Below are 21,766 nucleotides of genomic sequence, written 5' to 3'. Positions count from 1 at the left end.
GGTCGCCGGTGGATCCGCGCCGGCGGCCCCGGTGGATCCGTACGGAAGCTCGCAGCCTACCGGGCCGCCCTGGTCAGGTCGCCTGCTCCCCGACCTGGCCGCCCTGGCCGACCTGACCGCGGACGAGACCGAACGTCACGCCGTCGACAAGTGCCTCGAACGACGCCTCGACGATGTTGTGCCCCACGCCGCAGGTCTCCCACGACTCCTCGCCGTCGGACAGCTCGATCAGAACTCTGATCACGGCGTCGGTCCCGTGGCCCGCTTCGAGGATGCGGACCCGGTAGTCGATCAGGTCGAGCTTGTCCACGATGGGGTACGCCTGCCCGATCGCGCCGCGGAGCGCACTGTCGAGCGCGTTGACCGGGCCGTTGCCCTCGCCGGTGACGATGGTGCGTTCGCCCCCGGCGCGCAGCTTGACGGTCGCCTCGGAGACGGCTTCCTCGCCGGGCCTGGAGTCCGTGATCACCCGCCAGGACTCGACCTCGAAGAACGTCGGTCGGACGCCTTCGACCTCTTCGATGAGCAGGAGCTCGAACGACGCGTCCGCGGCCTCGAAGGTGTATCCGCGCGACTCCAGCTCCTTCACCCGTTCGGTGATCCGCGTGACGAGCTCGCGGTCACCGGCGAGGTCGTATCCGAGCTCGCGTCCCTTCAGCTCGATACTCGCCCTGCCCGCCATGTCGGAGACGAGCAGTCGCATGTCGTTGCCGACAAGCTCGGGATCGGTGTGCTGGTAGAGATTCGGGTCGACCTTGATCGCGCTGGCGTGCAGTCCCGCCTTGTGGGTGAAGGCCGACGCGCCGACGTAGGGCTGACGGGAGTACGGAGGAACGTTGGTCACCTCCGATACGGCATGGGCGATCCTGGTCGCCTCCCGAAGGGCAGGTTCGGGAACGAGCGCATGTCCGAGCTTGAGCTGGAGGTTGGCGACGACGGTGAGCAGGTCGGCGTTGCCGGTGCGTTCGCCGTAGCCGTTGAGGGTTCCCTGCACGTGGGTGGCGCCGGCGCGTACGGCGGCGAGGGTGTTGGCTACGGCGCAGCCGGCGTCGTTGTGGCAGTGGATTCCCACCCGCGCGGTGGTCCCCGCGAGACCGGCCGTGCTCAGCAGGGTGTCGACGACCTCGCCCACATGGTCGGGAAGCATGCCGCCGTTGGTGTCGCAGAGCGCGAGGACCTCCGCCCCCGCTTCGGCGGCCGTGCGTACGACCTCGATGGCGTAGGCCGGATTCTCGCGGTAACCGTCGAAGAAGTGCTCGGCGTCGAGGAAGACCCGTTGCCCGCAGGAGCGGAGGTGTTCGATCGTGTCCCGCACCATCGCGAGGTTCTCCTCCAGCGTGGTACGCAGGGCGAACTCCACATGGCGGTCGTGGCTCTTGGCGACCAGTGTCACGACGCTGGCACCGGAGTCGCGCAGGGCCGCCACGAGCGGGTCGTCTGCCGCCGCCACCCCCGCCCGCCGCGTGGCACCGAACGCGGCGAGCGTGGCGTGGCGTAGGTGCAGCTCCGACCGCGCCCGCGCGAAGAACTCGGTGTCCTTGGGGTTGGCTCCCGGCCAGCCGCCTTCGATGTAGCCGACGCCGAGTTCGTCCAGGTGCCGGGCGATCGTCAGCTTGTTGTCGACGGAAAGGCTCAGCCCTTCCTGCTGGGCACCGTCGCGAAGCGTGGTGTCGTAGACGTGAAAGTCGCTCATCGGGAGGCGCTCCTGGGGGATGACTGCTCGAGTTGACGTCTGCGGGCTCGGCGTGGGAGCTGAACCGGGGAGGGCTTGAGACAAACAAAAAACCTCCCGCCGGAAGCGAGAGGTCTGCGCGCTGGACGAGAGAAGCAGGTCCGGCGCGCCTACGTAATGATCAGGGTGAAGGTCTTCAGCATTCCGGCAGTGTCGCACATCACCCCGGGCACAGGTCAACCACCCCATTCCCGGCAGGCGGTCCTCCCGATCGAGAGGCCGCGCCCGGCGGGCCGTGATCTTGGGCAAATCTCTGGAGAGCCCGTCCCGCCGGCGGTTAGGCTCTGACACATGGGCATCTGAGGAGAACTCACCTTTCCCGACATCCCGGTCGCCGCTCACCTGTCCGGCGCGACCGGTCCGATCGAGTTCCGGGGCCCCATGACTGCATCCGCCAGACATTCTGTAGCGCCCTCCGCCGCCGTGCTCAAGGCGTCCGGTCTTGCCAAGGGCTACGACGACGAGCCGCTGTTCACCGACATCAGCCTGACCGTCAACGCGGGCGAGCGGGTCGGCCTCGTCGGCCCCAACGGTGCCGGTAAGTCCACCTTGCTCCGGCTGCTCGCCGGGCTGGAGCGCCCGGACGCGGGGTCGGTGGCGTACGGCCCACACGGCCGGGTGGGCTATCTCGACGCGGAGATCGCCGACACCGACGCCACGGTGGGTTCGTACCTCGACGAGGGTCTCGGTGAGCTGCACCGGATCGCCGCGCGGATGCGGACTCTCGAGGACGTCATGGCGAGGGACGCCCCGGCGGCCGGCGGCACACTGTCGGAGTACGCCGGACTGCAGGACCGCTTCGCGCTGCTGGGTGGCTGGGAGGCGGAGGCGCGTGCCGAGGAGGTACGCGGCCACCTCGACATCGCGTCCCTCGACCCGCGTACGCCCCTGGTCGACGTGAGCGGAGGGCAGCAGGCACGGCTCATGCTGGCGCGGTTGCTGCTGGAGGAGCCGAGCATCCTGCTCCTCGACGAACCCACCAACCATCTCGATCTCGCCGGCGTCAGCTGGCTGGGCGAGTTCCTCGCGGACTACCGCGGGGCGGTCGTCGTCATCACCCACGACCGGGCATTCCTCGACGCGAGTGTCGACCGGATCGTCGAACTCGACATCCTCACCGACCGGGCAGAGTTCTACGAAGGTGGCTATTCGGCCTACCGCGCGGAGAAGCAACGCCGCCGGGCGCGGCTGTTGGCCGACTACGAAGCCCAGGAGAAGCACCGCCGGCGTCTCGCCGCCGACATCGAACGCACCGCGAACCAGGCGTTGCGGACCGAACTCACGACCCACAACGACAAGGCGCGCCGGTACGCCAAGAAGGTCGCGAAGAAGGCGAAGGCCCGGGAACGCAGGCTGCGCAGGGAAATGCTGTCCGCACGCTGGATCGAGCACCCGCAGGAACGCCCGCCCCTGGTGCTGGACCTCGCCGCCACGACACCGCCCGAGTGCACCGTCCTCACCCTGGACGGCGTCGCGGCCGATCGGGGCAACGGCCTGCTGTGGAAGGACTTCTCGGCGGTGGTGAGAGGTGGTGAGCGGATTCTGGTCACCGGGGAGAACGGCACCGGCAAGTCCACCTTGCTCGCGCTGCTCTCAGGCGAGCTGGCACCGGCCGGCGGGGAGATCGCCACCACCGCCCGCATCGGCGTACTCCCCCAGGTGCACGACCGGCTCCCCCTGCGGATGCCGGTGCTCGACTACCTGCGCAGGGAAGTCCCGATGTACGAGGAGGAGGCCGAACACCTGCTGGACTCGTACCTCTTCGACTCTTCGCAGTTCCGGCGGCCTCTCGGCACACTCTCCGCGGGCGAGCTGCGGAGGTTGTTGCTGGCCGCGCTGATCAACGGCGGCCAGCAGGTGCTGCTGCTCGACGAGCCCACCAACTACCTGGACTTCGAGTCCCTGGACGTGTTGGAGGCCGCGGTCGCCGCATTCGGAGGTACGACGGTGACGGTCAGCCACGATGAGCGGTTCGTGCAGAGTCTGGCTCCGACCCAGCAATGGCATCTCACGCGGCGGAGTGGTGCGGTGTCTTCCTGGGCGGTGTCGTCCTGGGCGGTGTCTTCCTGGGCGGTGGAGATCCGGGAGTGATCAACGGCCGGCGAAGAGGACATTCCCTGCAGAAACCCAATGTCCCGTTCGCGGGCCGCTGATCACCTGACGACCGGTCTCAGCCCGAGCCGCCGGGATCCGCGCCGACCTCGGCCCCTTCGAGGTCGAGGACCTCGGGATCGAACTCGCCGTCCTTCGCACCGGACAGGAACGCCTCCCACTCGCCAGGAGTGAAGACGAGGATCGGCCCGTCCGGATCTTGGGCGTTGCGCATGCCGATCAGGTCGTCGACGAAACCGACCTCGATGTCCCCACCGGGGACTGCCGCGCGCCACTCGACCCTGGTGAGGTCGAACTCTCCCTTGGTCGGGTGGGACGCCACTGCACTGCTCTCTTCGCTCATACCTCCGTTACTCCCTGTTTCAAGACGCGACCGACGAGGGCCTGGTCACCGGCGTTCGTTACCGGCAGAGGTCGCGTACTGTGCGCACAGAAGCTACTCCTCCTACGCCTATTTGCGCAGGATCCCTCGCCGATCCGTGCCGATCGGCAAGGCCGTGGAGACGCTCCGTGATGATCAGCGAAGACGTTGGTATCGAGTACTCAGCGTGACATCGGCGATGTGTTCGGCCGTGTCCGCGTGCGGAGGAGCGGTCAGCGCACCCGGTGGAGCCAGCCGTGGGCGTCCTGCGCCCTTCCGTACTGGATGTCGAGCAGCTGCTGCCGGATCCGCGAGGTCACCGGGCCGGCCGAGCCGTCGCCGATCTCGAGCGCGCCACCGCGCCACTTCAACGATCCGACCGGGGTGACCACGGCGGCCGTACCGCAGGCGAACACCTCCGCGATCCGGCCGCTGACGACGCCAGAACGCCATTCGTCGACGTCGATCCGGCGTTCTTCGATCTTGTGGCCGAGCTCGGCTCCGAGCGCCATGATCGCTTCGCGGGTGATGCCCTCCAAGATGGTGCCGGTGAGCTCGGGCGTCACGATCGACCCGTCGTCGAAGACGAAGTAGAGGTTCATGCCGCCGAGCTCTTCCACCCAGCGTCGCTCGACCGCGTCCAGGAACGCCACCTGGTCGCACCCGTTCGCGCCAGCCTCCTGCTGGGCCAGCAGACTCGCCGCATAGTTGCCGCCGCACTTGGCCGCACCGGTGCCACCGACCGCGGCCCGGGTGTAGTCCTCGGACAGCCAGATCGAGACCGGCTTGACCCCTTCGGCGAAGTAGGACGCGGCGGGCGACGCGATCACCGCGAACGTCACCTCATGGGCGGGTCGCACACCGAGAAAGACCTCGGACGCGAACATGAACGGGCGGAGGTAGAGGCTCTTCTCCCCGCCGGTCGGGACCCATTCGTGGTCGGTCTGGACGAGCAGGTCGAGCGCGGCGACGAAGTCGTCGGCGTCGAGCTCCGGCAACGCCATCCGGTGCGCCGAACTCTGGAACCGCCGGGCATTGGCTTCTGGCCGGAAGGTCCAGATCGAGCCGTCGTCGTGGCGGTAGGCCTTAAGACCCTCGAAGATCTCCTGGGCGTAGTGGAGGACCGCGGTCGCCGGGTCGAGCGAGAGCGGACCGTACGGGCGGAGGACGGCATCGTGCCACCCCTCCCCCGAAGTCCAGGTCACCGTGACCATGTGGTCGGTGAAGAACCTCCCGAATCCGGGCTGCGCGAGGATATCCTCCCGACGCTCCACCGGAGTGGGAGAAGGAGTGAGCTCGCGGCGAAACTCGAGGCTTGCGGTCATGGCAGCACCGTACCCAATCGTGTAACGAGAACAAGGAGTCTGGAGACCAGAGGACTGGAGACGAAGGACGCCGCCCGCGGAACGCGGGCGGCGTCGGGCCTTTGCGAAGGACGTGGGTCCCGTCCAAAGGCCTAGCTGGCTACTCGGGCGGCGATCGCATCGCCGATCTCTGCCGTGGTTCGGGTAGGGCTGGCGCCGCCCCTGGTGTCGAGGTCGGCGCTCACGGCGTCCTCGATCCGGCGGGCCGCCCCGGGCTCGCCGAGGTGCTCGAGGAGCAGGGCGGTGGACAGGATCGCCGCCGTGGGGTCGGCCTTGCCCGTGCCGGCGATGTCGGGCGCCGAGCCGTGGACGGGCTCGAACATCGACGGCGCCGTCCGGTCGGGATTGATGTTGCCGCTCGCCGCCAGGCCGATGCCGCCGGTCACGGCTCCCGCCAGATCGGTGAGGATGTCGCCGAAGAGGTTGTCGGTGACAATGACGTCGAAACGCTCGGGCTCGGTCACGAGGAAGATCGTGGCCGCGTCGATGTGGAGGTAGTCGACGGTGACGTCGCCAAACTCCTTCGCCACCTCCCCCACGATCCGCGACCAGAGGCCGCCTGCGTGGACCAGGACGTTGGTCTTGTGGACCAGGGTGAGCTTGCCCCGGCGAGCCTGCGCGCGCCGGAACGCGTCGCGGACCACGCGTTCGACGCCGTACGCCGTGTTGACGCTCACCTCGGTGGCGAGCTCCTGGGCGGTGCCCTTGCGTACCACTCCGCCGTTGCCGACGTAGAGCCCCTCGGTGCCCTCCCGGACGACGACGAAGTCGATCGGCGCGTCACTCGCGAGCGGGGTCGGCACGCCCGGAAAGCTGCGCGACGGCCGGAGGTTGACGTAGTGGTCGAGCTCGAACCGCAACCGGAGCAGCAGCCCGCGCTCGAGGATCCCGGCCGGCAGTTTGGGGTCGCCCGGTCGCCCGCCCACCGCACCGAGCAGGATCGCGTCGTGGGCACGAAGCTCGGCCAGCACGCTGTCGGGCAGGACCTCGCCGGTCGCGAGGTAGCGCTCGGCACCCAGGTCGTACTGCGTCTGTTCGACCTTGATGTCATAAGCCGGTACGCACGCCTCGAGGACCTTCAGGGCCTCGGCGGTCACCTCGGGGCCGATGTAGTCACCAGGGATGACAGCCAGCCGGATGCTCTGAGCCATACGGATCACCATATTCGCAAGTGTCCACATCCCGAAACTAAGGTCTCGACATGTGGTCGAACGCAATGTGGTCGTGTCGACGGGCGCCCTCGACGGGCGGTTGGAGTTGCTTCGACGGCGGAGGTCGCCTATCTCACCGGACGGGATTTCCGGATGGGGCGACTGCCGGCCGCGGGCGCGGGGTGGCGTCCCGGCTGTCATGTGCGGTGCGGGTCTCGGCAACCGCGGCGGCGGTCCTGCCGCCGTTGTCACGGCGATCCAGCGCCTCCTGCAGGGCTTGGTAGGCCAGCCGTTGCGCCTCGCGATGCGCCTTGGTCATCGGAATTCTCCTTCGCACGTACGCGTCTTCGTCAGTCTCGAGTGCTCGTCCATCTCGAGTGAAGGGCGGGCCGGCAACGCTGGACCCCGTGACGGAGAGCCGACCCTCAGCGGGCCCCGCCACGGCAGCGAAGGATTACGACGAATCTCATGACCCGACCGAGATTAGTTGGACGTCCTAGCAGTTGTCTCGCGGATCGAGGGAAGTTTTCACATGTCGAGACGCCGGGGCGGGAATGCCCTCATGTACCCCACCCTTGGCGCATGAGCGTGCCGCCTGAGATCCCGGCCGTCGTCGCACGAGCCCATCAGCTCTCGCGGCGTCGCGGCTTCGTGTCGTCCTGTCGCAACGAGACCGGCCGGCTGCTGGCGAGCCTCTCCGCCTCCCGCACCGGCACGCTCGCGGAGTCCGGGACCGGCTGCGGGGTCGGCTCTGCCTGGCTGCGCAGCGGCATGCGCGAGGGTGCGCGCCTCCTCACCGCCGAGCACGATCCGGCGCTCGTCGAGGCGGTCCGCGAGATGTTCGCCGGAGACGAGCCCGTGACCGTCCTGGAGGCCGACTGGAAGGAGCTCGCGGCCGAGGCTCCGTTCGCGCTGCTCTTCCTCGACGTACGCGAGGCCAAGCGCGCCGGACCCGACACCGCTGCCGATCTCATGGAGCCAGGCGGGTTCGTCGTGCTCGACGACTTCACCCCGAGTTCGACCTGGCCGCCGATGTACCAGGGCCGGGTCGACACCATGCGCATGCAGTGGCTGACAGATCCGAGGTTCGCAACGGTCGAGGTGATGGTCGCCAGCGACGCCAGCGTGCTGATCGCGACCCGCCGCTGACCGCGGGCCGCCACGGGCCAGTTCTGGGCCCTAGTCCACGAGGTCGATGGCGCGGATGTCCTGGGCGTTGATCTCGCGGGCGATCTCGTCGAGCGCCGCCTGCGGGATCGCCGAGTCGACGGTCATCGCCACCAGGGCCTTGCCGCCTCGGCGGTCCCGGCTGACCTGCATGCCGGCGATGTTGACCCCCGCCTCGCCGAGGATCCGGCCCATGACGCCGATGACGCCCGGCCGGTCGACGTACTTCAGGACTGCCATGTGTTCGGTCAGCTCGATCTCGATGTCGAAGCCCTCGACCTCGACCAGGCGTTCGGCGTGGCGAGGGCCGACGAGGGTGCCGCCGACCGAGACCTGGCGGCCGTCGGCCAGGGTCCCGCGCAGGGTCACGAGGTTGCGGAAGTCGGGGCTGTCGGGATCGGTGAGCAGGCGTACCTCGAGGCCGCGTTCGGCGGCGAGCAACGGGACGTTGACATAGGAGACCTGTTCCTCGACGACCGAGGCGAATGCGCCCTTGAGGGCCGCGAGCTCGAGCACCTTGACGTCGTAGTCGGTGATCTCGCCGCGGACCTCGACGTCCATCTGCAGGGCCACCTCGCCGGCGAGTGCGGTGAAGATCCGACCGAGCTTCTCCGCCAACGGGATCCCCGGCCGGACGTCTTCGGCGATGACGCCGCCCTGGACGTTGACCGCGTCGGGGACGAGTTCGCCGGCCAGCGCCAGGCGTACGGACTTGGCGACCGCGACACCGGCCTTCTCCTGCGCCTCCGCGGTGCTCGCGCCGAGATGGGGGGTCACCACCACGTTGTCGAGCTCCAGCAACGGCGAGTCCGTGCTCGGCTCGGTGACGAAGACGTCGATCCCCGCGCCGGCGACCCGTCCCTCCTTGAGGGCGACGTACAACGCGTGCTCGTCGATGATCCCCCCGCGGGCGGCGTTGACGATGATCGCGCCGGGCTTGGCTTTGGCGAGCTCCGCCTCACCCACGATGCCGGCCGTCTCCGGCGTCTTCGGCAGGTGGACGGTGATCGCGTCGCTGGTGGCGAGCAGTTCGTCGAGGGGCACCAGGCGTACGCCCATCTGCGCGGCCCGGCCGGGCTGGACGTAGGGGTCGTACGCCACGACCTTCATGCCGAACGCGGCCAGCCGCTGCGCGACCAGCACGCCGATCCGGCCGAGGCCGAGGACGCCGAGAGTCTTGTCGTGCAACTCGACACCGGTGAACTTGCTCCGCTTCCACTCGCCGGCCTTGAGCGAGACGTGGGCGGCGGGGATGTTGCGGGCGACCGCCAGGAGCAGGCCGATGGCGTGCTCGGCGGCCGAGACGATGTTGGACTGGGGAGCGTTGACGACCATGACGCCGGCCTGCGTCGCGGCCCGCACGTCGACGTTGTCCAGCCCCACCCCCGCCCGTGCGACCACCTTGAGCCGCGAGGCCGCGGTGAGGACTTCGGAATCGACCTTGGTCGCGCTCCGGACGAGGAGAGCGTCGACGTCGGTGACGGCGGCCAACAGCTCGGACCGGTTGGCGCCGTCGCAGTGGCGTACGTCGAAGTCCGGACCGAGCGCCTCGAGGGTCGCTGAGGACAACTCCTCGGCGATGAGAACGACGGGCTTGGACAAGGTCACATCCGCTGAGGGGCTCACGGTGGAATCCACGCGACAATGCCTTCCTGGTGGGCCGAGACGGGGGGAAGGACAGGTCCCCGAGCACATCTGTGGGCCCGGCGCTCCGCCCCAGCATAATCATCGACTCTGATACCTGCAGCGGGGTGCCGAAACGCGGCCACGCGAGGCGGGAATGACCACGCTACCCACCGGCGCCGATCGGAAACACCCCGCTACCCGCCCGGGCGAGGTGGAAAATGAGGCTCTCCGAGGGCCGCAAATGACCACGCTGCCCATGCCTGTGGTCTTTGGACAGGTGCCGACACCTGTTCCGGCTACCAGCAGCATGGGCAGCGTCAATGCCGGGCGCCGGCTACCAGCAGCATGGGCAGCGTGGTCATTGTCGCCCCAGGCGCAACGCGGTTCGCGCTTCCGCCCGCACTAGCCCCGGGCGGCAGTGCCTTCCACGTAGTCGTCGTCGTGGCTCTTGACCCAGGCCATCAGGGCCCGCAGGTCGCGGCCGACGGCCTCGATCGGGTGCTGCTCGGACTGGGCGCGGAACTTCGCGAACTCGGGTCCGCCGGCGTCCTGGTCGTCGATGAACCGTTGCGCGAACGACCCGTCCTTGATGTCGGCCAGAACCTCCCGCATCCGCTGCTTCACCGAGTCGTCGATGATCCGTGGCCCCGAGACATAGTCGCCGTACTCAGCCGTGTCGGACACCGACCAGCGCTGCTTCGCGATCCCGCCTTCGTACATCAGGTCGACGATCAGCTTCAGCTCGTGCAGACACTCGAAGTAGGCGACCTCGGGCTGGTAGCCCGCGTCGGTCAGCGTCTCGAAGCCGGCCTGGATGAGCGCCGACACACCACCGCAGAGGACCGTCTGCTCACCGAACAGGTCTGTCTCGGTCTCCTCGGTGAACGTCGTCTTGATGCCGCCGGCGCGCAGACCGCCGATCGCCTTGGCGTAGGACATCGTGAGCGGCCAGGCGTTCCCGCTCGCGTCCTGCTCGACCGCGACCAGGACCGGCACGCCGCGGCCCTCGTTGTACTCACGCCGCACCAGGTGACCCGGCCCCTTCGGTGCGACCATGCACACGTCGACACCCGCCGGCGGCTGGATGTAGCCGAAGCGGATGTTGAAGCCGTGCCCGAAGAACAACGCGTCGCCCTCGACCAGGTTGGGCTCGATCGCCTCGGCGTACAGCTTGCGCTGCGCCGGGTCCGGCGCGAGTACGACGATCAGGTCGGACTCCTCACACGCCTCCGCCGGCGTCAGGACGCGCAGGCCCTCCGCCTCTGCCCTCGCCCGGCTCCTGGAGCCCTCCGGCAGGCCGACGCGGACGTCGACGCCGGAGTCGCGCAGAGACAGCGCGTGGGCGTGGCCCTGACTGCCGTATCCGAGGACGGCGACGGTCCGGCCCTGGATGACCGACAGGTCGGCATCGTCGTCGTAGAACAGCTCTGCCACAAGATCTCCTTCGTACGTTCTTTCTGGGTGCTCTTACCACAAGCCTCAGGCGCTGCGCTCGCTCGCCCGGTCGAGCGAGCGGAGGGTACGGTCGGTGATCGAACGACTGCCTCGCCCGATCGCGACCATGCCGGACTGCACGAGCTCGCGGATCCCGAACGGTTCCAGGACCCGCAGCATCGCCTCGAGCTTCTCGGAGTTGCCGGTCGCCTCGATCGTCACCGTATCGGGAGCGACGTCGACCACTTTCGCCCGGAACAGCTGGACCGTCTCCAGCACGCTCCCCCGCGTCTGCGTGTCGACCTTCACCTTGACCAGAAGCAGCTCGCGCTGGACCGACGTCGCCGGGTCCAGTTCCACGATCTTGATGACGTTGACCAGCTTGTTGAGCTGCTTCGTCACCTGTTCCAGCGGAAGGTCCTCGACGTTGACGACGATCGTCATCCGCGAGACCTCCGGGTGTTCGGTGGGTCCGACCGCGAGGGAGTCGATGTTGAACCCGCGCCGGGAGAACAGGCCGGCGATCCGTGCCAGGACGCTGGGTTTGTTCTCGACCAGCACGGACAGCGTGTGTCGGGACACTGCTCTTCGTTCCTTTCCTAGAACGTGGGGAAGACGAGAACGCCGGAACGGGCGTACGGACTCACAGGTCGTCGTGCTCCCAGTCGGGTGCCAGGTCGCGCGCGATCTTGATGTCGTCGTTGCTCGTGCCAGCCGCCACCATCGGCCACACCATCGCGTCACGGTGGACCACGAAGTCGACGACCACCGGAACGTCGTTGACGCTCATCGCCTTCGCGAGCACGTCGTCGATGTCCTCGGGCCGCTCGCAGCGCAGACCGACACAGCCGTACGCCTCCGCCAGCTTGGCGAAGTCGGGGATCCGGGTGGAGTGCAGGTCGGAGTTGGAGTAGCGCTCGTTGTAGAACAGCGTCTGCCACTGCCGGATCATGCCGAGGCTGGAGTTGTTGATCACCGCGACCTTGATCGGGATGTTCTCCAGCGCGCAGGTGGCGAGCTCCTGGTTGGTCATCTGGAAGCAGCCGTCGCCGTCGATCGCCCACACCGTGGCATCCGGACGGCCCGCCTTGGCACCCATCGCGGCGGGAACGGAGAAGCCCATCGTGCCGGCGCCACCGGAGTTGAGGAACGTGCCGGGATTCTCGTACGAGATGAACTGCGCCGCCCACATCTGGTGCTGCCCGACACCCGCCACGTAGAACGCCTCGGGACCGGCGACCTGGCCGATCTTCTCGATCACCTGCTGGGGCGCGAGCGAGCCGTCGTCGGGCTTGGCGTAGCCGAGCGGATACCGGTTCCGCCAGTCGTCCAGGAGCCGCCACCAGGCGGTGTAGTCACCATGGCGACCGGCGCCGTGTTCGGCCTGGATCGCGACCACGAGATCGGCGATGACCTCCCGGCAGTCACCGACTATGGGCACGTCTGCGGTGCGGTTCTTGGAGATCTCCGCGGGGTCGATGTCGGCGTGGACGACCTTCGCCTGCGGCGCGAACGTCGACAGCTTGCCGGTCACGCGGTCGTCGAACCGGGCGCCGAGGCAGATCAGCAGGTCGGACTTCTGCAGCGCGCTCACCGCCGCCACCGTGCCGTGCATGCCTGGCATGCCGAGGTGCAGCTGGTGGCTGTCGGGGAACGCACCCCGCGCCATCAGGGTCGTGACGACCGGGATGCCGGTCATCTCGGCGAGGACCCGCAGCTCCTTGGCCGCGCGGGCCTTGATCACGCCGCCCCCGACGTACAGCACCGGCCGCCGCGACTCGGTGATCAGCCGCGCGGCTTCGCGCACCTGCTTGGCGTGGGGCCGGGTCACCGGGCGGTAGCCCGGAAGGTCGAGGCTGGTGGGCCAGGAGAACGTCGTCATCGCCTGCAGGGCGTCCTTGGCGACATCGACCAGGACCGGGCCTGGACGACCGGTGGACGCGATGTGGAACGCCTCGGCGATGGTCCGCGGGATCTCCGCCGGGTCGGTCACGAGGAAGTTGTGCTTGGTGATCGGGAGCGTGATGCCGCGGATGTCGGCTTCCTGGAAGGCGTCGGTGCCGATCGCGCTCCCCGGGACCTGGCCGGTGATCGCGACCATCGGAACGGAGTCCATGTACGCGTCGGAGATCGGCGTCACCAGGTTGGTCGCGCCCGGTCCGGAGGTCGCCATGCAGACACCGACCTTGCCGGTGGCGAGTGCGTACCCCTCGGCGGCGTGGCCGGCACCCTGCTCGTGGCGGACCAGGATGTGGCGGATCTTGTGCGAGTCCAGCAGCGGGTCATAGGCCGGAAGGATCGCTCCTCCGGGAATGCCGAAGACCGTGTCGACACCGGCCGACTCCAGCGCCTTGATCAGGCTCTGCGCGCCCGTCATCTGGCCACCGGTCGGTTGCGCTCCACCCGTCGGCTGCGTGCCCTTCGGGTGGGCGGCGCCGGGGGTGCGGCCTCCGGTCGTCTGGTCGCTCATCGTTCGCCCTTCCGTAGCGACGGCGTTGTCGGTGTTGTCGTCGAAAGTCTGTGTTGTCGTTGCCGGGGAAACAAAAACCCCCCGGCCCGAACGGGCAACGAGGGGTGCGCGCTGGCTGTGTCAGCCGTGTGAGGGCTCAGCCGGCGCGCTGTCGGAGTACGAGAATCTGTGGACGCACGCATGCACGTTCTCTGACCGTCGCCCCTCACGTCAAGCCGAAGCCTCGCGTGTCTCGACATCCGGACGTTCGGTCCGCATGTCGTCACCCTCCGGGGCGCCTGGATCGTCCGGCACGGGCGCCGGATCATCGGTGAACGCCGGGAGCCCGTCGATGCTGTGCAGGTTCTTCTTCCGGCGGTACGCCACCTGCCCCTCCTGCCCCTTCCGGTCCATGTGCGGCGGCAGCAGGTCGCGCTCCCCCACGTAGTCCATGAGGGGTACGCCGTAACCGCAGGAGTCCGAGATCCGGTGCACGTCCACGACAATCACCGCGCGGGCACCACGATGCTCGGTGAAGAGCTCGGCCAACGCGGGGTACGCGTCGTCGTAGATCGACACCACCCGTCCTCGCCCGTGCAGGCGGACGATGTTGGGTGGGCCCTCGAAGGCGCAGAACATCAGCGTGATCCGGCCGTTGTCCCGCAGGTGCGCGATCGTCTCGGCGCCGCTCGCGGTGATGTCGAGGTAGGCGACGGTGTGCTCGTCGATCACCGCGAACGTGCCGCCGACCCCCTTGGGCGAGACGTTGACGTGCCCGTCCGACCCGCTCGGCGCGGTGGCGGTGAAGAACATCTTCTGCGCTTCGATGAAGGTCCGCAGCCGACCGTCGATGCGTTCGTGGATCTTGCCCATGTGTCCTCCCCCACTCAGCCGTCAGCCGCAGACGGCGCCGTGCGCGGCGGACTTCACCAGCTTGGCGTACTTGCCGAGGACACCGCGGGTGTAGGTCGGCGGCAGGGGCTCCCAGTCCTTCCGGCGGCGTTCGAGCTCGTCGGCGTCGACCTGGAGGTCGAGCGTGCGCGCGGTCATGTCCAGGCGTACGACGTCGCCATCGCGAACCAGGCCGATCAGACCTCCGTCGACCGCCTCGGGCGCGACGTGGCCCACGCACAGGCCCGTGGTGCCGCCGGAGAAGCGACCGTCGGTGAGGAGCAGGACGTCCTTGCCGAGACCCGCACCCTTGATCGCGCCGGTGATGGCAAGCATCTCGCGCATGCCCGGGCCGCCCTTGGGGCCTTCGTAGCGGATCACCACGACGTCTCCGGCCTGGATCGTGCCGTCCTCGAGGGCGTCGAGGGCGCCGCGTTCGCGTTCGAAGACCCGCGCCGGGCCCTCGAAGACAGCTGCGTCCAGGCCCGCGCTCTTGACGACCGCACCTTCGGTCGCGAGCGAACCACGCAGGATCGTGAGCCCGCCGGTGCGGTGGATCGGGTCCTTGATGGCCCGGATGATCGTGCCGTCGAGGTCCGGCGGGTCGATGTCGGTGAGGTTCTCGGCCAGCGTCTTGCCGGTCACCGTGAGCGCGTCGCCGTGCAGCAGCCCCGCGTCGAGCAGGGCCCTCATCACGACCGGGATGCCACCCACCCGGTCGACGTCACTCATCACGTAACGCCCGAACGGCTTGAGATCTCCCAGGTGCGGCACCTTGTCGCCGATCCGGTTGAAGTCGTCGAGGGTGAGGTCGACCTCGGCCTCGCGGGCGATCGCGAGCAGGTGCAGGACGGCGTTGGTCGAGCCGCCGAGCGCCATCACGACGGCGATCGCGTTCTCGAACGCGTCCTTGGTAAGGATCTGGCGCGCGGTGATCCCTCGGCGCAGCATCTCGACGACCGCCTCGCCCGAACGCCGGGCGATGCCGTCGCGGCGTCGGTCGACCGCCGGGGGCGCGGACGAACCCGGAAGCGCGAGGCCCAGCGCCTCGGCCGCGCTCGCCATGGTGTTGGCGGTGTACATGCCGCCGCACGCGCCCTCGCCCGGGCAGATGGCGCGCTCGATCTCGTCGACCTTCTCTCGCGTGATGAGCCCTCGGGCACAGGCGCCGACGGCCTCGAACGCGTCGATGATCGTGACGTCGCGGCCGTCGACTCTGCCGGGCAGGATCGAGCCGGCGTAGACGAACACCGACGCGAGGTCGAGCCGGGCCGCCGCCATCAACATGCCGGGCAGGCTCTTGTCGCAGCCGGCGAGCAGGACCGTGCCGTCCAGGCGTTCGGCTTCGACGACGGTCTCCACCGAGTCGGCGATGATCTCGCGGGACACGAGCGAGAAGTGCATGCCGACGTGACCCATCGAGATGCCGTCGGAGACCGAGATCGTGCCGAACTCCAGCGGGTAGCCACCGCCGGCGTGCACGCCGTCCTTGGCGGCCTTCGCCAGCCGGTCGAGGGAGAGGTTGCAGGGGGTGATCTCGTTCCACGACGAGGCGACGCCGATCTGCGGCTTCTCCCAGTCCTCGTCGCCCATCCCCACCGCGCGGAGCATCCCGCGGGCGGCTGCGCGCTCGATCCCGTCGGTGACTTCCCGGCTGCGGGGCTTGATGTCTGTCATGGTCGTTCGGCTCCTCGTTCGCCGCACAGTTGGTGCGTGGAGGCTGCTGATGGCAGCGACGTGGGACGGGATCTCCGCCCCCTCACTGTACGGCGCCCTCACACGGCGGCAGTCTCGGCACTATGTTGTGCGGTCCGCTTGGCGGAGCGGTGGCCCTCGACCAGAGCGATCCCCACGAGAACCGTTCCGAGAATCGGCGTCACACCGCTGAGCAACTGCTCGGCCGGACCGTAGGTCAGCTCGACGTCCTCACCCCAGGGCAGATGCTTGAACTCCGCGGCCGCGACCCAGACCACGAACGCAGCTGAGAAGCCACGTACCAGGGCGGGCAGCCCGCGGTCGACGACCACCGCGGCAAGGGGCACCACCCAGACGAAGTGGTGCGTCCACGACAGCGGCGAGGCGAGCAGGGTGGCCACGCCACACAGCGAGACCGCGAGGAGCGGCTGCCCGCGTACATGCCAGCGTGCCGCTGCCCACGCTCCGGCGAACGCGACAACGGCACTGAGCGCGAGGCCCGCGTAGTAGACGGCCATTCCGTTGCCGGCGAAGCGCAACGTCGCCGCGAGAATCGACTGGTTGAACAGGAACGACGTCGATCCCGTCCGCGTGTCGCCGGCGAGCAGGAACTGCCAGAACGCGAGCGACTCCCGCGGCATGAGGACCGCACCCAGCAACGTCGCCGCTCCTGCCGCGATGAGTGTGGTGCGCGCCGTCCGCCACTGGCGGGCGAGAAGGAGGTAGACGACGAAGAGGGCAGGCGTCACCTTGATCGCCATCGCCAGGCCGGTGAGGACGCCGGGCGGCAGCAGACGCCGCCGCCATGGGGGGAGGCGGGGGCCGGGTACGAGGTCGAGGACGACCATCGCCATCAGGAAGACGTTGACCTGACCGAATCCCAGCGTCTCCCGTACGGGCTCGACGAAGAGGACGGCAGCCGTGGCCGCCAGGCTGAGCCACCAACCGGTCAACCCGAGCCGATGGACGACCCCCACCACCGCGACCGCCGCCGCCGCGAGCCAGAGCGCCTTGAGCAGGACCGGCGTGACGAGGACGAGGGGTAGGCACAGCAGTGCCGCGAACGGTGGATAGATGAACGCCAACCCGTCGCGCGGCGTGCGGGCGGTGAGGATGTCGCCGCCCTGGATCAGGACCTGGCCGGTGTACTGGTAGACCTCCAGGTCGACGACCCGCGGATCCCAGGGCCAGAACCCTTCGAAGCGTACGGAGAACGGCGCGACCAGCAACGCCGCCAGGATCGGCAACGCCACCTGCACGACGATGGCTACCCGGTTCCGCACTCGGTTGCTCCTTCCAGCGTGGGCGTGTCCCGTCCTTGGTCACCGGATCCGGGTCAGTACGAGCCGGTGACGACGTTGGCGAGCGGCTCGCCGGCGACGTAGCGGCGCAGCTGTGCGCTCACCAGGGCACGGCCGCGGGGAACGAATGCCGAGGTGTTGCCGCCGACGTGTGGACTCAGCAGCAGCCCGGGCGCGTCCCAGAGCGGATCCGTTGCAGGCAAGGGCTCCGGATCGGTCACGTCGACCGCGGCGCGCAACCGCCCGCTCGACAGCTCGGCGAGCAGAGCGTCGGACTGCACGATCGGCCCGCGCGCGATGTTGACCAGCAGAGCGCCGTCCTTCAGCTGGGCGAGGAACTTCGCATCGACCATGCCGCGGGTCTCGTCCGTCATCGGTACGAGCAGGACGACGACGTCGGCCGCGGGCAACAGGTCGGCCAGCTGCGCTGCGCCCGCGACGCCGCCCCGTGCCGTACGCCCGACCAGGGTCACCTCGCACTCGAAGGGGGCCAGCCGACGGGCCAGCGCCTGTCCGATCGACCCGGCACCCAGGACCACGACACGCTTGTCGGCAAGGGCCTGCCTTCGACCGTCCGCCCACCGGTGCTCGGTCTGCGCATGGACGAACTCGGGGATCCCCCGCAGGGACGCGAGGATCAGCGCCACCCCGAGCTCCGCGGTACTGGCGTCGTGGACACCACGCGCGTTGCAGAGGGTGACGCCTTCGCCGAGGTGCGGGCGTACGTTCTCCACGCCCGCGGTCAGGGTCTGCACCACCTCGAGCGCGGGCATGCTGGCGACCAGTTCGACCGTGTGGGGTCCGGCCATGTACGGCGGTACGTAGAAGGTCACTCCCGCGAGCGACTCCGGCGGCTCAGCGCTACCGTCGTAGACGTCGATCACCAGACCGTCGGGCAACCCGGAATAGACGGCAGGTGGCTCGGGAAGCCAGACCCGCGCGGGTGGGGACGCCGGACGCCGGACACTCTGCCTGCTCTCCACGGGCCATGAGACTATCCGCAGCGAGGGCACGTTTCACACATCGAGGAGCCACCAGTGCGTCATGTCATCGTCGCCGTCGTCGCGACCACGGCACTTGGCCTGCTCGGCGCCTGCGCGGACGACCCCGCACCGGAGACCAACGGAAATCCGCCGGATTCGTCGCAAACAGCTACCGCGTCGTCCTCTCCCGAGGAGAGCACGCCAGCTGAGGACGAGGGCGAGGACTCCCGCCGGGCCGGTCCCCCACCCGCTCCCCGGATCGCTGGAACGGTCGCCACCGGCCTCACGTCCCCCTGGGGACTGGCCTTCCTGCCTGACGGCGCTGCGTTGGTGGCTGAACGTGACACTGCAGGGATCAAGCGGATCGCCCGCGGCGGCGCGGTGTCCACCGTCGGCACCGTCCCCGGCGTGGTGCCGGGCGGCGAGGGCGGTCTGCTGGGCATCGCCGTGTCGCCGACCTTCGAGCGCGACCGGTTCGTGTACGCCTACTACACCGCCGGGGACGAGAACCGGATCGTACGCATGCCGTACACAGGTTCCCGGCTCGGCCGCCCCCAGACGGTCCTCGACGGCATTCCCGGGAGCGGCATCCACAACGGCGGCCGCATGGTCTTCGGCCCGGACGGCTTCCTCTACGTCGGCACAGGTGAGGCGTCCGACGAGCCGCTCGCCCAGGACCTGGACTCCCTCGGCGGGAAGATCCTGCGGATCACGCCGGACGGTGACCCCGCGCCCGGCAACCCGTTCGACTCGCCGGTGTGGAGCTACGGGCATCGCAACGTGCAGGGGCTGGCGTTCGACGACGACGGGCGGCTGTGGGCGAGCGAGTTCGGCCAGAGCACCTGGGACGAGCTCAACCTCATCCGGCCAGGTCGGAACTACGGCTGGCCCGAGGTCGAAGGTGTCGCGGGCGAGCGCGGGTTCGTCGATCCGGTCGCGCAATGGCCCACCGACGAGGCCTCGCCGTCGGGCCTTGCGTACGTCGACGGTGCGTTGTGGATGGCTGGACTCCGTGGCGAACGTCTCTGGCGGATCCAGATCGACGAGGGTCGCGTCATCGGCAAGCCGCGGGCGTTCTTCACCGAAGACCTAGGCCGGCTGCGTACCGTGGCACCGGCGCCGGGGGGCGGACTGTGGCTCACGACCAGCAACACCGACGGCCGTGGCGACCCGCGCGACGGCGACGACCGGATCCTGCGGCTGTCCCTCGACCGTTGAGCTCAGGTGTAGCGTCGGTCGACCGCTGAGTTCAGGTGTGGCGGCGGTCGAGCTGGGCCGGATCGATCTCCGCCCCCACATCCGGAAACTGCATGGTCTGGCCGCAAGAAGCACGCGCATGATCGACGTAGCGCTCGACCTCCAAGCGCCGTAGCCAGAACGCCGGCCGACCGCTGTCATCGGGCTCGACCACGAGGTACCACGGAATTCCCGCCATCGCGTAGTCGATCGCCTTCTCGTCCCGATCACGTCGCCCGCTGCCGGGCGAGACGACCTCAGCCACCAGAAGTGCTCGGCTCCCCTCGAAGATCATCGATCGATGCAGCTCATGCGTCACGACGACATCAGGAATGCGGATCCGACCCGGAACGATCCGGACGTTCACCTCATAATGGACGTTCAAAGTCTCAGGAGCCGCAGCCTCGAGAAAGTTGGCCAGCCGGCGCGTCCAGTCCTGGTGGAGAGCGCCCGGGCTGGGATTCACGAGCAGGCTCCCGTCCACCAGCTCGACCCACCGGCTTTCCTGAAGTGCCAGGAACTCTTCCTCGGTCCACGGCCCCGGGTGGTTGACCCACACGTCGGGATCCTCGGTCGTGACTGCACCCATTGCGCGACACCTCCAGCGGAGCGCTCACACCAGTGTGGCATGGCAACTACCCTTCGATCAGGAGTTCGAAGGGTAGATGGCGGCACCGACGGCGAAGATCGACTCGACCTCATCGGCCCCGACTGCAACGGTGCAGGACGTTTCCGCCGGGCGCCGGACCTACTCGGCGCCGAGGCGCTCCAGGATCAGCTCGCGGACCCGGCCCGCGTCGGCCTGGCCACGCATCTCCTTCATCACGGCACCGATCAGCGCCCCCGCGGCGGCGACCTTGCCGCCACGGATCTTCTCCGCCACATCGGGGTTGGCCTCGATCGCCCGGTCGACCGCCGCACCGAGCGCGGAGTCGTCGCTCACCACGGCGAGACCGCGCGCCTTGACGACCTCCTCGGGCGTACCCTCGCCGGCGAGGACGCCGTCGAAGACCTCGCGCGCCAACTTGTCGTTGACGGTGCCGGCGTCGACGAGGGCCTGGATGGCGGCCACCTGTGGCGGCGTGATCGGGAGCGCTTCGAGCTCGACCTCGGCCTCCTTCGCCCGGCGTGCCAGCTCGCCGAGCCACCACTTGCGGGCCGCCGCCGGGGTCGTGCCTGCCTCGACGGTCGCCTCCACGAGGTGCAGGGCGCCCGCGCCGATGACGTCGCGGAACTCCATCTCGGTGAAGCCCCATGCCTCGGCGAGCCGTTTGCGGTGCGCGCTCGGCGGTTCCGGCAGGGTGGCCCGCAGCTCCTCCACCCACTCCGGCGACGGCGCGACCGGCACGAGGTCGGGCTCGGGGAAGTACCGGTAGTCCTCGGCCTCCTCCTTGCTACGTCCGGACGTCGTGATGCCGGTGTCCTCGTGCCAGTGCCGGGTCTCCTGCGTGACCTTGCCACCCGCGTCGAGGATGGCCCCCTGCCGGCAGATCTCGTACCGCAGGGCACGCTCCACCGAACGCAGCGAGTTGACGTTCTTCGTCTCGGTCCGCAGGCCGTACGGCGTCTCACCCTGCGGCCGCAGCGACACGTTGGCGTCGCATCGCAGCGAGCCCTGTTCCATGCGTACGTCGGAGACGCCCAGTGCCCGCATCAGGTCACGCAGCTGCGAGACGTAGGCCCGCGCCACCTGTGGCGCCAACGCGCCCGTGCCCTCGATCGGCTTGGTCACGATCTCGATCAACGGGATGCCGGCGCGGTTGTAGTCGACGATCGAGTAGTCGGCGCCGTGGATCCGGCCGCTCGTGCCGACGTGGGTGGACTTGCCGGTGTCCTCCTCCATGTGGGCGCGTTCGATGCCGATCGTGTACGTACGCCCCTCGACCTCGACCTCGACCTCGCCGTTGACCGCGATCGGTTCGTCGTACTGGCTGATCTGGTAGTTCTTCGGCATGTCCGGATAGAAGTAGTTCTTCCGGGCGAACCGGCACCAGTCCACGATGTCGCAGCCGAGAGCGAGGCCGATCCGGATCGCCGACTCGACTGCCTTGCCGTTGACGACCGGCAGCGATCCGGGCAGGCCGAGGCAGACCGGGCAGACCTGGGTGTTGGGCGGCGCGCCGAACTCCGTGGGGCAACCGCAGAACATCTTGGTCACCGTGCTCAGCTCGACATGCACCTCGAGCCCGAGCACCGGGTCGTAACGCTCCACCGCCTCGTCGTAGTCGAGCAAACTCGGCATGGTCCCGGTCGTCATCAGCGTC

The 21,766-nt window shown here is 68.9% G+C and carries 18 protein-coding genes; 3 read left to right on the top strand and 15 right to left on the bottom strand.

Features of this window, described 5'->3' with window-relative positions; all coding sequences use genetic code 11:
* Positions 1 to 73: 73 nt before the first annotated feature.
* Complete coding sequence (cimA, locus tag ABN028_RS18010; protein WP_349326230.1) at positions 74 to 1,693, bottom strand: citramalate synthase; 1,620 nt, start codon at positions 1,691 to 1,693, stop codon at positions 74 to 76.
* A 462-nt stretch (positions 1,694 to 2,155) separates the two neighbouring features.
* On the opposite strand from cimA, the gene abc-f reads away from it, so the two are divergent.
* On the top strand, positions 2,156 to 3,823 hold the full coding sequence (abc-f, locus tag ABN028_RS18005) for a ribosomal protection-like ABC-F family protein (protein WP_349697365.1): 1,668 nt from the start codon (positions 2,156 to 2,158) through the stop codon (positions 3,821 to 3,823).
* 79 nt (positions 3,824 to 3,902) lie between these two features.
* On the opposite strand, the gene ABN028_RS18000 is transcribed toward abc-f, so the two are convergent.
* From ABN028_RS18000 to ABN028_RS17985, 4 genes are all read right to left on the bottom strand, one after another.
* The gene (locus ABN028_RS18000) at positions 3,903 to 4,187 is read right to left on the bottom strand and encodes a DUF397 domain-containing protein (protein WP_349326228.1); all 285 of its coding nucleotides are present in this window, start codon (positions 4,185 to 4,187) and stop codon (positions 3,903 to 3,905) included.
* Between the two features lie 251 nt (positions 4,188 to 4,438).
* The gene (locus ABN028_RS17995; RefSeq protein ID WP_349697364.1) at positions 4,439 to 5,530 is read right to left on the bottom strand and encodes a branched-chain amino acid aminotransferase; all 1,092 of its coding nucleotides are present in this window, start codon (positions 5,528 to 5,530) and stop codon (positions 4,439 to 4,441) included.
* Between the two features lie 131 nt (positions 5,531 to 5,661).
* A complete protein-coding gene (locus ABN028_RS17990) occupies positions 5,662 to 6,720 on the bottom strand; it encodes a 3-isopropylmalate dehydrogenase (RefSeq protein WP_349697363.1) in 1,059 nt (352 codons plus the stop codon).
* 133 nt (positions 6,721 to 6,853) lie between these two features.
* Positions 6,854 to 7,039: a hypothetical protein gene (locus tag ABN028_RS17985; RefSeq protein ID WP_349326225.1), complete on the bottom strand. Its 186-nt coding sequence runs from the start codon at positions 7,037 to 7,039 to the stop codon at positions 6,854 to 6,856.
* A 263-nt stretch (positions 7,040 to 7,302) separates the two neighbouring features.
* Here ABN028_RS17985 and ABN028_RS17980 point away from each other — a divergent pair, with 263 nt between their 5' ends.
* On the top strand, positions 7,303 to 7,869 hold the full coding sequence (locus ABN028_RS17980; protein ID WP_349326224.1) for an O-methyltransferase: 567 nt from the start codon (positions 7,303 to 7,305) through the stop codon (positions 7,867 to 7,869).
* A gap of 30 nt (positions 7,870 to 7,899) precedes the next feature.
* Here ABN028_RS17980 and serA read toward each other — a convergent pair whose 3' ends face one another.
* From serA to ABN028_RS17940, 8 genes are all read right to left on the bottom strand, one after another.
* Positions 7,900 to 9,513 carry a phosphoglycerate dehydrogenase gene (serA, locus tag ABN028_RS17975; RefSeq protein ID WP_349326223.1) on the bottom strand — a complete coding sequence of 538 codons (1,614 nt, stop codon included), beginning with the start codon at positions 9,511 to 9,513 and terminating at the stop codon, positions 7,900 to 7,902.
* A gap of 402 nt (positions 9,514 to 9,915) precedes the next feature.
* Positions 9,916 to 10,947 carry a ketol-acid reductoisomerase gene (gene ilvC, locus ABN028_RS17970; protein ID WP_349326222.1) on the bottom strand — a complete coding sequence of 344 codons (1,032 nt, stop codon included), beginning with the start codon at positions 10,945 to 10,947 and terminating at the stop codon, positions 9,916 to 9,918.
* A 45-nt stretch (positions 10,948 to 10,992) separates the two neighbouring features.
* Positions 10,993 to 11,529 (bottom strand): acetolactate synthase small subunit, encoded by a 537-nt coding sequence (gene ilvN / locus ABN028_RS17965; protein ID WP_349326221.1) that lies wholly within the window; start codon positions 11,527 to 11,529, stop codon positions 10,993 to 10,995.
* 61 nt (positions 11,530 to 11,590) lie between these two features.
* Positions 11,591 to 13,324 (bottom strand): acetolactate synthase large subunit, encoded by a 1,734-nt coding sequence (locus ABN028_RS17960; protein ID WP_502877543.1) that lies wholly within the window; start codon positions 13,322 to 13,324, stop codon positions 11,591 to 11,593.
* Positions 13,325 to 13,627: 303 nt separating this feature from the next.
* The gene (locus tag ABN028_RS17955) at positions 13,628 to 14,269 is read right to left on the bottom strand and encodes a pyridoxamine 5'-phosphate oxidase family protein (RefSeq protein WP_349326219.1); all 642 of its coding nucleotides are present in this window, start codon (positions 14,267 to 14,269) and stop codon (positions 13,628 to 13,630) included.
* 21 nt (positions 14,270 to 14,290) lie between these two features.
* Positions 14,291 to 15,964, bottom strand: coding sequence for a dihydroxy-acid dehydratase (ilvD, locus tag ABN028_RS17950; protein ID WP_349326218.1), 1,674 nt, complete (start codon positions 15,962 to 15,964; stop codon positions 14,291 to 14,293).
* Between the two features lie 98 nt (positions 15,965 to 16,062).
* Entirely contained in the window at positions 16,063 to 17,265 is a 1,203-nt protein-coding gene (locus ABN028_RS17945) for a glycosyltransferase 87 family protein (protein ID WP_349697362.1), read from the bottom strand.
* A 53-nt stretch (positions 17,266 to 17,318) separates the two neighbouring features.
* A complete protein-coding gene (locus ABN028_RS17940) occupies positions 17,319 to 18,266 on the bottom strand; it encodes a 2-hydroxyacid dehydrogenase (RefSeq protein WP_349326216.1) in 948 nt (315 codons plus the stop codon).
* A gap of 54 nt (positions 18,267 to 18,320) precedes the next feature.
* Here ABN028_RS17940 and ABN028_RS17935 point away from each other — a divergent pair, with 54 nt between their 5' ends.
* Complete coding sequence (locus ABN028_RS17935; protein ID WP_349697361.1) at positions 18,321 to 19,484, top strand: PQQ-dependent sugar dehydrogenase; 1,164 nt, start codon at positions 18,321 to 18,323, stop codon at positions 19,482 to 19,484.
* 31 nt (positions 19,485 to 19,515) lie between these two features.
* Here the strand turns inward: ABN028_RS17935 and ABN028_RS17930 are convergent, their stop codons facing one another.
* Together ABN028_RS17930 and gatB are read right to left on the bottom strand one after the other, a co-directional pair.
* On the bottom strand, positions 19,516 to 20,091 hold the full coding sequence (locus ABN028_RS17930) for a Uma2 family endonuclease (protein ID WP_349697360.1): 576 nt from the start codon (positions 20,089 to 20,091) through the stop codon (positions 19,516 to 19,518).
* 159 nt (positions 20,092 to 20,250) lie between these two features.
* On the bottom strand, positions 20,251 to 21,759 hold the full coding sequence (gatB, locus tag ABN028_RS17925) for an Asp-tRNA(Asn)/Glu-tRNA(Gln) amidotransferase subunit GatB (RefSeq protein ID WP_349697359.1): 1,509 nt from the start codon (positions 21,757 to 21,759) through the stop codon (positions 20,251 to 20,253).
* Between the last annotated feature and the right edge of the window lie 7 nt (positions 21,760 to 21,766).

The organism is Actinopolymorpha sp. B17G11, assembly GCF_040196095.1.
GTDB lineage: Bacteria > Actinomycetota > Actinomycetes > Propionibacteriales > Actinopolymorphaceae > Thermasporomyces.
The sequence above is the reverse complement of the archived record's forward strand: the minus strand, read 5'-3'. Positions and strand labels throughout refer to the sequence as shown.